Source organism: Bacteroidota bacterium, assembly GCA_034723125.1.
Classification (GTDB): Bacteria; Bacteroidota; Bacteroidia; order CAILMK01; family JAAYUY01; genus JAYEOP01.
The window spans coordinates 19,991-34,612 of the sequence record JAYEOP010000311.1 but is presented as its reverse complement, the minus strand read 5'-3'; the positions used below and the strand labels follow the sequence as shown (position 1 = coordinate 34,612).

Below are 14,622 nucleotides of genomic sequence, written 5' to 3'. Positions count from 1 at the left end.
TAATACTATTGTTAAAGTTTGGAATAAATGAAGTTTTTTCTGTACCTCAAAATATTTAGTTAAAAATAATGTGATTTTTTTTTGCTTAGAAAAACTTTATTGTACTTTTGCACCTCAAAAAAAAATGTTTTAAATTTAAAATTCTTATGGTAAAAGTACAATTTAGTGATAATGAATCAGTGGACAAAGCACTTAAACGCTTCAAAAAGAAACTTGAAAAAAGTGGTGTATTAAAGGAATACAGAAATAGAAGGTTTTTTATAAAACCATCTATTGAAAGAAGAGAAGAAGTTATTAAAGCAGCTTACAAACAGAAAATGAGAAGCCAAGAGGAAAATCAATAATTTGTTTAAAAAAAATTGATGCTTAATGCATTTAAAAATTGGTTAGAGAAAGAAAAAAGATATTCAAAGCATACTGTAAAGTCGTATTTAAATGACATTAGTCAGTTCCAAAAATATCTTTTAAATGCCTATCCGGATATTGATTTAAAAAATGCAGATTTGCAAATTGTAAGGTCATGGGTTGTATCTTTAATTGACAATAAGTTTTCAAAAAGAACAGTAAACCGAAAAATTGTTTCACTTAATAGTTTTTATAAGTATTTAGAAAAAGAGGAAGTTATTATAGAAAATCCTGTAAAAAATATTCATGGTTTTAAAACTGCTGATAGAATTGTAAAGTACTTAGAAATAAAAGAGATAATACAGATACTTGATAATTTTGAATTTAAAGATGATTTTGATGGAATAAGAGATAAATTGATACTTGAAATGTTGTATGGAACAGGGATGAGACTCTCGGAATTAATAAATTTAAAAGTATTAGATGTAGAGCCCGGTTTCTCATCACTCAAGGTTTTAGGAAAAAGGAACAAAGAAAGAATAATTCCGATTAATGCAACATTAAAAGAACAAATTCGGAAGTATTTAAAAATACGTACCGAAAGTTTTGAAAATGATCAAAAGGGTCATTTTTTTCTTAGCTCAAAAGGCAAACAATTATATCCGATCTTTGTTTATAGGGTAGTAAAAAAATATTTGGATCAACAAACAGATAGAATAAATGTTAGTCCTCATGTGTTAAGGCATAGTTTTGCAACTCATTTGCTTTCAAAAGGTGCAGACATAAATGCAATAAAAGAGTTACTTGGGCATGCAAATTTAGCAGCAACACAGCTTTATACCCATAACACGATTGAAAGGTTGAAAAAAGTATTTAAGCAAGCTCATCCACGAGGATGAATTTGAAAATAGAAAGATTTTAAATTAGTTTTTTTTACTAATAGAAAAAGAAGTAACTTTACAGCTAAAAATTATTTTTTGAATTAAATTACAAACCGATGAAAATTGATATTCATGCTAAAAACATTAATGTTTGGGATACATTAAATGATTTGATACTTAAAAAAGTAGGAAAATTGCAAAATTTCCATGCCTACATTATTAATACAGACGTTTATTTAAGAAATGAAGGAGAGGGAGTAAACTCAAAAGAAGTTCAGATAAAAGTAAATGTAAAAGACCATACTTTAGTGTGTAAAGAAAATTCGGAAAGTTTTGAAAAAGCCTTAGAATCAGCAACTAGCAGCATGGAAAGGCAATTAAAAAAGTCAAAGCAAAAATAATGCAAAAAATATTCACTTTTATTGAAAAGTTTTTATCTATCTTTGCACTCATTTTTTTCAAGAGTTGAAAAGAATTATTTAGTTATTTTAAGTTAATGTAAGAATAAATTGCCGAAATAGCTCAGTTGGTCAGAGCAGCTGATTTGTAATCAGCAGGTCGGGGGTTCGAATCCCTCTTTCGGCTCATTTGTTGGGGAGATACCAAAGCGGTCAAATGGGGCAGACTGTAAATCTGTTGGCGTACGCCTTCGGAGGTTCGAATCCTCCTCTCCCCACAATAATTTATTTAATGTAAGATTTGTAATCAAAAGGATTTTCAAATTTTCATTAATGCGGGAGTAGCTCAGCTGGCAGAGCGACAGCCTTCCAAGCTGTAGGTCGCGAGTTCGATTCTCGTCTCCCGCTCAAAGATTGCCGATGTAGCTCAGAGGTAGAGTGCGTCCTTGGTAAGGACGAGGTCACGGGTTCAAATCCCGTCATTGGCTCGGAAATTTTAAAAAAGTTTTAGTAAGAAATTAATAGAATGTTAAGTTATGGCAAAAGAAAAATTTGATCGAAGTAAACCGCATGTTAACATTGGTACAATTGGCCACGTTGACCACGGTAAAACTACTTTAACAGCTGCAATGACATTGCACCTTAATAAAAGTGGTTTATCAGAAATTAGAAGTTTTGATTCAATTGATAATGCCCCTGAAGAAAAAGAAAGAGGTATTACAATTAACACAGCTCATGTTGAATACGAATCACCTGAAAGACATTATGCTCATGTTGACTGTCCGGGTCACGCTGACTATGTTAAAAACATGGTTACAGGTGCGGCACAAATGGACGGAGCAATATTAGTAGTTGCTGCTACTGATGGACCTATGCCTCAAACAAGAGAGCATATCCTTCTTGCACGTCAGGTTGGAGTACCTGAAATTGTTGTTTACATGAACAAAGTTGATATGGTTGATGATGAAGAACTTATTGAACTCGTAGAAATGGAAATAAGAGATCTTCTTAGTTTCTATGAATTTGACGGAGACAATATTCCTGTTATTAAAGGTTCTGCATTAGGAGCTCTTAATGGTGAAGATAAATGGGTAAAAACTATTGATGAGCTTATATCTGCTATTGATTCATTTATTCCACTTCCACCAAGAGATGTAGATCTTCCTTTCTTAATGCCAGTTGAAGATGTTTTTTCAATAACAGGTAGAGGAACAGTTGCTACAGGTAGAATTGAAAAAGGTGTTATTAATGTTGGAGAAAAAGTAGAAATTGTTGGACTAATGGATGAACCAATGTCAACTACTGTTACCGGTGTTGAGATGTTTAGAAAACTTCTTGATAGAGGTGAAGCTGGTGATAATGCAGGTTTATTGTTAAGAGGAGTTGATAAAGATAAAATTAAACGCGGAATGGTAATAGCTAAGCCGAAATCAATTACTCCTCATACAAAATTCAAAGGAGAAGTTTATATTCTTAAAAAGGATGAAGGTGGAAGACACACTCCATTCTTTACTAACTATAGACCTCAGTTTTACTTAAGAACAACAGATGTTACAGGTGATGTTAGATTGCCAGAAGGTGTTGAAATGGTAATGCCTGGTGATAATGTTACTATTACTGTTGAACTGATTACTCCTGTTGCTTTAGATAAAGGTTTACGTTTTGCTATTCGTGAGGGTGGTAGAACAATTGGTGCTGGTAAAGTTACTGAAATTATTGAATAATTTATAAAGGATACGGGTGTAGCTCAACTGGTAGAGCGTTGGTCTCCAAAACCAAAGGTTGGGAGTTCGATCCTTCCCACCCGTGCATAAATTATAAAAAGTATTATGTTCTCGAAATTAAAAGAAATTATAAAACTTACATATATTGAATTAATGCATAAAGTAACTTGGCCAAGCTGGGAAGAATTACAGGCTAGTGCTGTTATTACTTTAGTTGCTTCCTTAATATTTGCATTAATTGTTTTTATTATGGACTCAGCTTTTGAGAATGTTTTTAAAGTTTTTTATCAATTGTTTATTTAAGGAATAATTTGGATGGCTGATTTTAAATGGTACGCTTTACGAGTTATAAGCGGTAGAGAAATAAAAATAAAAGATCAAATTTTAGTAGAGCTTGAAAATAGTAACTATTTGAATTATGTCAATCAAATAATTGTTCCTGTAGAAAAAGTTGTTCAGTTACGAAAAGGTAAAAAAGTTGTTAAAGAGAAAAACTTTTATCCCGGTTACATAATTGTTGAAGTAATGCTTACAACAGAAGTGCATTATAAAATAAAAAGTGTTGTCGGTGTTTTTGATTTTCTTGGTACAAAAGATTCAGCAGTTCCATTACGTGCAAATGAAATTAATAGAATTTTGGGCAAAATGGAAGAGGTAACCGATGAAGGAGAACAAATAGAAGTTCCTTATATGGTTGGTGAACCGATAAAAATAATTGATGGACCTTTTAATGGCTTTAACGGAATAATTGAAGAAATAAACGAAGAGAAGAAAAAACTTAAGGTTGAAGTTAAAATTTTTGGTAGAAGAACACCTGTAGAATTAAATTATATGCAGGTAGAAAAAAGTTAAAGATTATGGCAAAAGAAATTGCTGGATTTATAAAGCTTCAGATAAAAGGTGGTGCTGCGAACCCATCTCCTCCTGTTGGACCTGCATTAGGTGCTAAAGGAGTGAATATAATGGAATTTTGCAAGCAGTTTAATGCAAGAACTCAAAAAATGGCTGGGAAACTTATTCCTGTTGTTATAAATATTTATAAAGATAAGTCATTTACATTTGAGATTAAAACACCACCCGCTTCGGCACAATTGCTTGAAAAAGCAAAACTTAAATCAGGCTCATCTGAATCTAACAAAACAAAAGTTGGAACAGTTACATGGGATATGGTAAAAGATATAGCTGAAGATAAGCTGGTAGATCTTAACACAAAAAAAATTGAATCAGCAATGAAAATGATTGCTGGAACAGCTAGAAGTATGGGGCTTGTTGTAAAAGGTAAAGCTCCATGGAATAATTAATTAATAACATGGTTAAAATAGCAAAGAAAAGAAAATTAGCTCTTGAAAAAATTGATAAATTAGAGAAATATCAATTAAATGAAGCTGTAAGATTAGTAAAAGAAGTATCTACTGCTAATTTCAATGCCTCAGTTGATATTGATATTAATTTAGGAGTTGATCCAAAGCAGGCAAACCAAATGGTAAGAGGAGTAGCTACATTACCTCATGGTACAGGAAAAGAAATTAAAGTTTTAGTGCTTTGTAATCCTGATGTTGTAGATGCTGCAAAAGAAGCCGGTGCTGATTATGCAGGATTAGACGAATATCTTGAAAAAATTAAAGGCGGATGGACAGATATAGATGTTATCATTACAAGTCCTGATGTGATGCCTAAATTAGGTAGATATGGTAAAGTGCTGGGACCAAGAGGTTTAATGCCTAATCCTAAAGCAGGTACAGTTACACAAGATATTCCTAAAGCAGTAGCAGAAGTAAAAAGAGGGAAAATTGATTTCAGAGTTGATAAATTTGGAATTATTCATGTGCCTATTGGTAGAGCAGATTTTGAAGAGAATCAATTGATAGGAAACATTACTGAATTGGTAACAATTATTCAAAAAATGAGACCTCCTGCTGCAAAAGGAACTTACATGAAAGGAATAACTATTTCCAGTACAATGAGTCCTGGAATAAAAGTGAATGTTAAATCTATTGGTAGTAAAACAGATGAATAAAACTGAATTATTTCCAATTATTTCTAAAAGACATTATTCAAAATGAAACGAGAAGAAAAAAAAGAGTTATCAAGTTTGATTGGTGAAAAAATTAAAGAAACAAATAATTTTTATATTACTGATGTTTCTGAATTGACTGTTAATCAAACAACTGACCTTAGGAAACTTTGCTATGACAACGATGTTGAACTTAAAGTAGTAAAGAACACATTAATAAAAAAAGCATTTGAAATTGCTGGAATTAATGATAGTGAGTTACTGGAAACAATAAAAGGACCATCATCAATAATGTTTTCTAATAGTATTAATGCACCTGCAAAACTTATTAAAGAGTTTAGAAAAACTAATGAAAGACCTTTAATAAAAGTAGCGTATGTTGAAGAAAATATATATGTTGGTGATGATAAATTGGAAATGTTGGCAAATCTTAAGTCAAAAGAAGAACTTATTGCCGATGTAGTTCAATTATTGAACTCACCAATGAAAAAATTAATAAGTGCCTTAAACGGAGGTGCTAAGATAATGGGTGTTTTAGAAACATTATCTAAAAAAGAAGAAGAGTAATAATTTTTAATAAATTTTGATAAATAATAAATATTAAAGTAAAATGGCAGATATTAAGGTAATAGCTGAAGATTTAGTAAACTTAACTGTAAAAGAAGTTAATGAACTTACTGAATTATTAAAAGATGAGTATGGTATTGAACCAGCAGCAGCACCTGTTGCTGTAGCAATCGGTGGCGGTGGAGAAGAAGCACAAGAAGAACAAACAGAATTTGATGTAATTCTTAAAGCTCCCGGTGGAGCAAAACTTCAAGTAGTAAAGTTAGTTAAAGAAATAACTGGCCTTGGATTAAAAGAGGCTAAAGGTTTAGTAGATGAAGCACCAAAAGCTGTAAAAGAAGGTGTTTCTAAAGAGGACGCAGAAGGATTTAAATCAAGATTAGAAGAAGCTGGTGCTGAAGTTGAACTTAAGTAATTTAAGTTCTAGTGTTTAATACTAAAGTTTTAATCTTGAACGAAGAACCTTTTACTATTATTAATGATAAAAGGTTTAATGTGTGTAATGGAATTTTTATTCACACTAAAAATTAATTAATCTTGAAAGAAAAAAAATCAACGAAAAGAATTGATTTCGGAACAATTGAAAGCCCAATAGAATATCCGGATTTTCTTGAAATTCAACTTAAGTCGTACAGAGATTTTTTTCAGTTAGAAACTCTTTCTGATAGAAAGAAAGATGAAAATCTATATAAAGTTTTTACTGAAAATTTTCCAATTACTGATTCAAGAAAGATATTCGTATTGGAATTTCTAGATTATTTTATTGATCATCCCAAATATTCTATTGAGGAATGTGTTGATAGAGGCCTTACTTATAGCGTTGCGTTAAAAGCTAGGCTTAAATTATATTGTACAGATGAAGAACATGAAGAATTTGAAACAACAGTTCAGGATGTTTATTTAGGTACAATTCCTTACATGAACGACAGAGGATCATTTATAATCAACGGTGCCGAAAGAGTTATTGTATCTCAGTTGCATAGATCTCCCGGGGTATTTTTTAGTCAAAGCTTTCACACAAGTGGTAAAAGATTATATTCTGCTAGGGTAATACCTTTTAAAGGTTCTTGGATGGAATTTGCTACTGATGTTAATAATGTGATGTTTGCATATATTGATAGGAAGAAAAAACTTCCTGTTACTACATTATTAAGAGCTATTGGTTTTGAAACCGACAAAGAAATACTTGAGATATTTAATCTTGCAGAAGAGATTAAAGTAAAAAAAACAGAGCTAAAGAAAATTATCGGTAGAAAATTAGCAGCTCGTGTTTTAAGAAAATGGGTAGAAGATTTTGTAGATGAAGATACAGGTGAAGTTGTTTCAATTGAAAGAAATGAAATCATCATTGAAAGAGATACAGTTATTGCTGAAAAGCATATTGATCTGATTTTAAATGCAAATACAAAATCAATAATTCTTCATAAGGAAGATATTGATAGCCATGAGTATGAAATCATTTACAATACACTGCAAAAAGATCCTTCAAATACAGGAAAAGAAGCTCTTGAGTATGTTTATCGACAATTGAGAAATGCAGATCCTCCTGATGAAGAAACTGCTCGTAGTATAATTGATAAATTGTTTTTCTCAGAAACAAGATACGACCTTGGTGATGTTGGAAGATATAGATTGAATAAAAAACTTGATCTTGATATTGATGAAGACAAAAAAGTTCTTACAAATGAGGATATTATAAAAATTATCAAATACTTAATTCAGCTTAGTAATGCTAAAGCTGATATTGATGATATTGACCATTTGGGAAACAGAAGAATTAAAACTGTTGGAGAACAACTTTATCAACAATTTGCAGTAGGTTTATCTCGTATGGCTCGAACTATACGTGAAAAAATGAACGTTAGGGATAATGAAGTTTTTAAACCGATTGATCTTATAAATGCAAGAACATTAACATCTGTTCTTAATTCATTTTTTGGAACTAATCAGCTTTCACAATTTATGGATCAAACTAACTGTCTTGCAGAAGTTACCCATAAAAGAAGGCTATCTGCTTTAGGACCAGGTGGTTTATCAAGAGAAAGAGCAGGTTTTGAAGTACGAGATGTTCACTATACTCACTACGGAAGATTATGTACAATTGAAACTCCCGAAGGTCCAAATATTGGTCTTATTTCTTCTTTGGCTGTTTATGCCAAAATAAATGGTATGGGATTTATTGAAACTCCATATCGAAAAGTAAAGGAAGGAAAAGTTGCTATTGACAGTGATGTACAATATTTATCAGCTGAGGATGAAGACGAATTTATCATTGCTCAAGCAAATGCTCTAATTGAAGCTGATGGTAAATTTGTAAACGACAGAATTAAATGTAGAGAAACAGGTGAATTTATAATTACAGAGCCGGAGAAAATCCATTTTATGGATGTATCTCCAAATCAGATTACTTCAATTGCGGCTTCACTAATTCCATTTCTTGAACATGATGATGCAAACCGTGCTTTGATGGGTAGTAATATGCAACGCCAGGGTGTACCATTAATAAAACCCGAAGCACCAATTGTAGGTACAGGTATTGAAGCTAGACTTGTTCATGATTCACGTATGTTTTATGTAGCAGAAAATGACGGTGTTATTGAATACGTTGATTCAGATGAAATAGTAATTAATTACGATAGGAATGAAGATGATAGAATTGCTGCTTTTGATGGTGATATAAAAACTTATAAACTTTCAAAATTCAAGCGAACAAATCAAAACACTTGTATCAACATAAAGCCAATAGTTAAAAAAGGTGAAAATGTTACAAAAGGTCAAATACTTTGTGATGGATTTTCCTCAGAAAAAGGTGAATTAGCATTAGGACGTAACTTAAAAGTTGCTTTTATGCCTTGGCAAGGATACAACTTTGAAGATGCTATTGTTATTTCTGAAAAAGTAGTTAAAGACGATTACTTTACTTCTATTCACATTACTGAATATGAACTTGATGTTAGAGATACCAAAAGAGGTATGGAAGAATATACAAGTGATATTCCAAACGTAAGTGAAGAGGCAACTAAGAACCTTGATGAGAATGGGTTGATAAGAATAGGTGCTGAAGTAAAAGAAGGTGATATAATTATTGGAAAAATTACACCAAAAGGTGAAAGCGAACCTTCTCCTGAAGAAAAATTACTTAAAGCAATTTTTGGAGATAAAGCAGGCGATGTTAAAGATGTTTCTTTAAGAGTTCCTCCATCAGCTAAAGGTGTAGTTATTAATAAAAAACTTTTTGAACGAGCTAAGTACGAAAAAGGAACAAAAGAAAAGAATAAAGAAGAATTAGCGATAATTGAAAAAGCTTATCAAAAGAATATAATTTTATTAAAAGAGAAACTTGTTGACAAACTCCTGAAATTATTATCAGGAAAATCTTCAAAAGGGGTTTACAATGATTACAATGAAATTGTTATCCCAAGAGGAAATAAATTTACACAAAAAACTCTTTTAAAAATTGAAGATTATAGTCTTCTCCGACCGGAAAAATGGACAGGAGACGAAGATAAAAACAAATTAGTAAAAAGGATACTCCAGAATTACAAAAAGAAATTCAACGAAGAAACAGGTAACTATAAAAGAGAACAATTTTCTTTAAAAATAGGAGATGAATTGCCAACAGGTGTAATAAAACTTGCAAAAGTTTATGTTGCAGAAAAGAGAAAACTAAAAGTTGGTGATAAAATGGCAGGAAGACATGGTAACAAAGGTTGTATTGCCAAAATTGTCCCTGAGGAAGATATGCCATTCTTAGATGATGGTACACCTGTAGATATTGTATTGAATCCATTAGGAGTGCCTTCAAGGATGAACCTTGGACAAATTTACGAATCAGTTCTTGCTTGGGCAGGAAAAAAACTGGATGTTAAATTTGCAACACCAATTTTTGATGGAGCTTCTCTTAATCAAATTGAAGAATACATTAAAAAAGCTGATTTACCTTCTTTTGGTAAAACATATCTTTACAATGGATTAACAGGAGATAAATTTCACCAGCCGACAACAGTAGGTATTATTTATATGCTGAAACTTATTCACATGATTGATGATAAGATGCATGCAAGATCAATTGGACCTTATTCATTGATTACACAACAGCCGTTAGGTGGAAAATCTCAGTTTGGAGGTCAGCGATTTGGTGAAATGGAAGTATGGGCACTGGAAGCATTTGGTGCTTCAAACATACTTCGTGAAGTTTTAACAATAAAATCTGATGATATTATTGGTAGAGCTAAAACATACGAATCCATTGTTAAAGGAGATCCATTAAAAGAACCCGGAATTCCGGAATCTATTAACGTTTTAGTAAACGAACTTAAAGCGTTAGCACTTGATATTAATTTTGAATAACTTTTTTTTAGGAGGAAAAAAATGTCTCTAAAAAAGAACAATAAAATTTTAGACAGCAATTTTAAGCAAGTTAGAATTGGTCTTTCATCACCCGAAACTATTCTTGAATGGTCATATGGTGAAGTTACTAAACCCGAAACAATTAATTACAGAACATTTAAGCCAGAAATGGGTGGGCTTTTTTGTGAAAGAATTTTTGGACCTGTAAAAGACTATGAATGTCATTGTGGGAAATACAAAAGAATTAGGTACAAAGGAATTGTTTGTGACAGATGTGGAGTTGAAGTTACTGAAAAACGAGTACGTAGAGATAGAATGGGACATATCAATCTGGTTGTTCCTGTTGCTCATATTTGGTATTTCAAATCATTACCAAACAAAATTGGATATCTTTTAGGTATTGCTGCAAAAAAACTTGAAATGGTTATATATTATGAAAGATATATAGTCATTCAACCAGGAATAAAAGAAACTGATGATTTAAAAATCAATGATTTCTTAACGGAAGAAGAATACCTTGATATTATTGATTCACTTCCTCCTGAAAATCAAAGTTTGGATGATAGTGACCCTCAAAAATTCATTGCAAAAATGGGTGGTGAAGCACTATTTAATTTATTGTCAAAGATAAATCTTGATAATCTTTCCTATGATCTTCGTCATAAAGCAAATACTGAAACATCTCAACAAAGAAAAAAAGAAGCTCTTAAAAGACTTCAAATTGTTGAATATTTTAGAAGTGCTAACAAAACAAGGGAAAATCGTCCTGAATGGATGATGATTAAAATTCTTCCTGTTATGCCTCCCGAATTGAGGCCTCTGGTACCACTTGATGGTGGACGTTTTGCTTCTTCCGATCTTAACGATCTTTATAGAAGAGTTATTATCAGAAATAATCGACTAAAAAGATTAATGGAAATAAATGCTCCTGAAGTAATTTTAAGAAATGAAAAAAGAATGCTTCAGGAATCTGTTGACTCATTATTTGATAATTCAAGAAAAGCAAATGCTGTAAAAACAGCAGGAAATAGACCACTTAAATCATTGAGTGATATGCTTAAAGGTAAGCGAGGTCGTTTCCGTCAAAACCTACTTGGTAAACGTGTTGATTTTTCAGGTCGTTCTGTTATTGTTGTTGGACCAACTCTTAAAATGCACGAGTGTGGTATTCCAAAAGCAATGGGTGCAGAATTATTCAAACCTTTTATTATTAGAAAACTAATAGAAAGAGGAATTGTAAAAACTGTTAAATCTGCAAAAAAAATTGTAGAAAGAAAAGACGATATGATTTGGGATATCCTTGAGAATGTTCTTAAAGGACATCCTGTTTTATTAAATCGTGCTCCTACATTGCACAGGCTAGGGATTCAGGCTTTCCAACCTAAACTTATTGAAGGTAAGGCAATGCAACTTCATCCTTTGGTTTGTACAGGTTTTAATGCCGACTTTGATGGTGACCAAATGGCTATTCATGTACCATTAGGTCATGATGCTGTACTTGAAGCTCAACTATTAATGCTTTCTTCTCATAATATACTTACTCCTGCTAATGGTTCTCCTATTGTAGTTCCATCTCAAGATATGGTTTTAGGACTTTATTATCTTACAAAAATGAGGGATAGTATTATACACGAAGAATCAATTAAAGGTGAAGGTAGTTCTTTCTATTCTTCTGAAGAAGTACTTATTGCATATAATCACAATAAAGTTGATTTACATGCAAAAATAAAATTAAGATTTAAGCATAAAGAAGAAGACGGCTCAGAAAAAAGTGAAATAATTGACACTTCTGTTGGTAGAGTAATTTTAAATGAAATAGTTCCTGTTGAAATGGGATTCCTAAATGAATTACTTACAAAAAAATCTTTAAGAGATATTATCGGAGATATATACAGAAAAACAGGAGTTGAGAAAACATCTAAGTTCCTCGATGATATTAAAAGCTTAGGATTTTATTATTCTTTTATTGGAGGATTGTCATTTAATTTATTAGACATTCCAATTCCAGAAAAGAAAGACAGCCTTATTGCACAAGCACAAGAAGAAGTTGATGAAATTACAGAGAGCTATCTTAATGGTTTTATTACCAATAACGAAAGATATAATCAGGTAATTGATATCTGGACAAGAATAACTAACAGAGTTACAAAACACTTACTTACTCAACTTGAAACCGACAAGCATGGATTTAATCCAATTTATATGATGCTTGACTCAGGTGCTCGTGGATCAAAAGAGCAAATTAGACAATTGGGAGGAATGAGGGGTTTGATGGCAAAACCAAGGAAACATATTTCAGGCGGTGGAGTAGGAGAAATTATTGAAAATCCAATTATTGCTAACTTCAAAGAAGGTCTTTCAGTTCTTGAATATTTTATTTCTACTCACGGTGCACGTAAAGGTCTTGCTGATACTGCTCTAAAAACAGCCGATGCAGGTTATCTAACAAGAAGATTACATGATGTTGCACAAGATGTTGTTGTTAGAGAACAAGATTGTGGAACACTTAGAGGTATCGTTACAACAGCACTCAAAGATAATGAAGAAGTTGTACAAACACTTTATGATAGAATTCTTGGTAGAGTTGCTTTACATGACGTTTATAATCCTATAACAAACAAACTAATTCTTGTCTCAGGTGAAAATATTACAGAAGAAATTGCAGCAGAAATTGAAGATAGTACAATAGATTCAATTGAAATACGTTCGGTTTTAACCTGTGAAACAAGAAACGGGGTTTGTGAAAAATGTTATGGACGTAATTTAGCGAGAGGAACACGTGTTCAACGAGGAGAGGCTGTTGGTGTAATTGCTGCACAATCAATTGGAGAACCTGGTACACAGTTAACACTTAGAACTTTCCACGTTGGTGGTACTGCTTCTAAAATTGCTTCCGAAAGTCAAATAAATGCCAAAGTTGATGGTGTAATAGAATACGAAGGAATTAAAGTGATTGACAACATTAATGACGAAGGTGAAAAATCCAATATTGTCGTAAGTAGATCAGGAGAAATAAGAATAATTGACAAAGAATTTGATACTGTAGTATATTCACACAACATCCCTTATGGAGCAACAATTTATCAAAAAGATGGGGACAATGTAACTAAAGGTGATAATATTTGTGTTTGGGATCCTTATAATGCTCTCATTATTTCTGAGTTTGATGGATTAGTAAGATACAACAATATTATTGAGAATGTAACCTACCGTCAGGAATCTGATGAACAAACAGGACATAAGGAAAAAGTTATTACAGAAACAAAGGATAAAAGAAGAATTCCTTCAATAATTATTGAAGACAAAGATGGTAATACTTTAAAAGAATATAATGCTCCAGTTGGAGGACATCTTGTAAAGCTGGATGAAACAAAGATTGTTTCAGGAGAAACAATAATAAAAATCCCTCGTTCTGGTAGCCAAACACGAGATATTACAGGTGGATTACCACGTGTAACCGAATTATTTGAAGCAAGAAATCCATCTAATCCAGCAGTTATTTCCGAAATTGACGGAGTAGTTTCTTTTGGAGGAGTTAAAAGAGGTAATAGAGAAATAATGATTACATCAAAACAAGGAGATGTGAAAAAATATCTTGTTCCTCTATCACGACATATTTTAGTTCAGGAGAACGATTATGTGAAAGCAGGAAGTTCATTATCTGATGGAGCAATTACACCATCTGATATTTTGAAAATTAAAGGACCTTATGCCGTTCAGCAATATATTTTAAATGGTATTCAGGAAGTTTATCGATTACAAGGTGTAAAAATTAATGATAAGCATATTGAAGTTATTGTTAGACAAATGATGCAGAAGGTTAATATTGAAAATTCAGGTGATACTACATTGCTTGAAGGTAATCCTGTAGATAAGTTTAATGTAATTAAAGAAAACAATTGGATTTACGATAAAAAAGTAGTTGTTGAAGAAAATGATTCTCCAAATTTGAAGCAAGGACAGATAATAAGTGCAAGAAAATTAAGAGAAGAAAATTCTAATTTGAAACGAAAAGATAAAAAACTTGTTGAAGCAAGAGATGCAGTACCGGCAACAGTTAGTCCTTTGTTACAAGGAATTACAAAAGCAAGTCTTAGTACAAAAAGCTTTTTATCAGCAGCATCGTTTCAGGAAACAACAAAAGTACTTAACGAAGCGGCAATTGCAGGAAAAATTGATGTTATGTCAGGACTGAAAGAAAATGTAATTGTAGGTCATAAAATTCCAGCAGGTACAGGAATGAGAGAATATGATAGTATTATTGTCGGTTCTAAAAAGGAATATGAAGAATTAATGAACAATACGGATGAAGTTGTTAAAGAAGAAATAAAAGAATAGAAATT

General features: G+C 32.0%; 12 protein-coding genes and 5 tRNA genes. All 17 read left to right on the top strand.

All coding sequences use genetic code 11. The features are described from left to right. The first annotated feature begins 146 nt into the window (after positions 1–146). The 17 genes from rpsU to rpoC all read left to right on the top strand — a co-directional run bounded on the left by rpsU (position 147) and on the right by rpoC (position 14,617). Positions 147–344 carry a 30S ribosomal protein S21 gene (gene rpsU / locus U9R42_08835; protein MEA3496123.1) on the top strand — a complete coding sequence of 66 codons (198 nt, stop codon included), beginning with the start codon at positions 147–149 and terminating at the stop codon, positions 342–344. Positions 345–362: 18 nt separating this feature from the next. After that, on the top strand, positions 363–1,244 hold the full coding sequence (locus U9R42_08830; GenBank protein ID MEA3496122.1) for a tyrosine-type recombinase/integrase: 882 nt from the start codon (positions 363–365) through the stop codon (positions 1,242–1,244). 98 nt (positions 1,245–1,342) lie between these two features. Beyond that, entirely contained in the window at positions 1,343–1,627 is a 285-nt protein-coding gene (gene raiA / locus U9R42_08825) for a ribosome-associated translation inhibitor RaiA (GenBank protein ID MEA3496121.1), read from the top strand. Positions 1,628–1,737: 110 nt separating this feature from the next. Continuing rightward, positions 1,738–1,811, top strand: a tRNA-Thr gene (locus U9R42_08820). An 8-nt stretch (positions 1,812–1,819) separates the two neighbouring features. After that, positions 1,820–1,902, top strand: a tRNA-Tyr gene (locus U9R42_08815). A gap of 57 nt (positions 1,903–1,959) precedes the next feature. Beyond that, a tRNA-Gly gene (locus U9R42_08810) sits at positions 1,960–2,032 on the top strand. Positions 2,033–2,040: 8 nt separating this feature from the next. Continuing rightward, positions 2,041–2,112: transfer RNA gene (locus U9R42_08805), tRNA-Thr, on the top strand. Between the two features lie 48 nt (positions 2,113–2,160). Then, positions 2,161–3,348 carry an elongation factor Tu gene (tuf, locus tag U9R42_08800; protein ID MEA3496120.1) on the top strand — a complete coding sequence of 396 codons (1,188 nt, stop codon included), beginning with the start codon at positions 2,161–2,163 and terminating at the stop codon, positions 3,346–3,348. Between the two features lie 12 nt (positions 3,349–3,360). Then, positions 3,361–3,433, top strand: a tRNA-Trp gene (locus tag U9R42_08795). Between the two features lie 20 nt (positions 3,434–3,453). Further along, positions 3,454–3,651 (top strand): preprotein translocase subunit SecE, encoded by a 198-nt coding sequence (gene secE / locus U9R42_08790; protein ID MEA3496119.1) that lies wholly within the window; start codon positions 3,454–3,456, stop codon positions 3,649–3,651. Positions 3,652–3,663: 12 nt separating this feature from the next. Further along, the gene (nusG, locus tag U9R42_08785; protein ID MEA3496118.1) at positions 3,664–4,200 is read left to right on the top strand and encodes a transcription termination/antitermination protein NusG; all 537 of its coding nucleotides are present in this window, start codon (positions 3,664–3,666) and stop codon (positions 4,198–4,200) included. 5 nt (positions 4,201–4,205) lie between these two features. Then, a complete protein-coding gene (gene rplK / locus U9R42_08780) occupies positions 4,206–4,649 on the top strand; it encodes a 50S ribosomal protein L11 (GenBank protein MEA3496117.1) in 444 nt (147 codons plus the stop codon). A gap of 8 nt (positions 4,650–4,657) precedes the next feature. Then, complete coding sequence (gene rplA / locus U9R42_08775; GenBank protein ID MEA3496116.1) at positions 4,658–5,365, top strand: 50S ribosomal protein L1; 708 nt, start codon at positions 4,658–4,660, stop codon at positions 5,363–5,365. A 42-nt stretch (positions 5,366–5,407) separates the two neighbouring features. After that, positions 5,408–5,929 carry a 50S ribosomal protein L10 gene (gene rplJ, locus U9R42_08770; GenBank protein MEA3496115.1) on the top strand — a complete coding sequence of 174 codons (522 nt, stop codon included), beginning with the start codon at positions 5,408–5,410 and terminating at the stop codon, positions 5,927–5,929. A 43-nt stretch (positions 5,930–5,972) separates the two neighbouring features. Continuing rightward, a complete protein-coding gene (gene rplL, locus U9R42_08765) occupies positions 5,973–6,344 on the top strand; it encodes a 50S ribosomal protein L7/L12 (GenBank protein ID MEA3496114.1) in 372 nt (123 codons plus the stop codon). Between the two features lie 119 nt (positions 6,345–6,463). Next, on the top strand, positions 6,464–10,279 hold the full coding sequence (gene rpoB, locus U9R42_08760; protein ID MEA3496113.1) for a DNA-directed RNA polymerase subunit beta: 3,816 nt from the start codon (positions 6,464–6,466) through the stop codon (positions 10,277–10,279). A gap of 21 nt (positions 10,280–10,300) precedes the next feature. Further along, on the top strand, positions 10,301–14,617 hold the full coding sequence (gene rpoC / locus U9R42_08755) for a DNA-directed RNA polymerase subunit beta' (protein MEA3496112.1): 4,317 nt from the start codon (positions 10,301–10,303) through the stop codon (positions 14,615–14,617). The last annotated feature ends 5 nt before the right edge of the window (positions 14,618–14,622 follow it).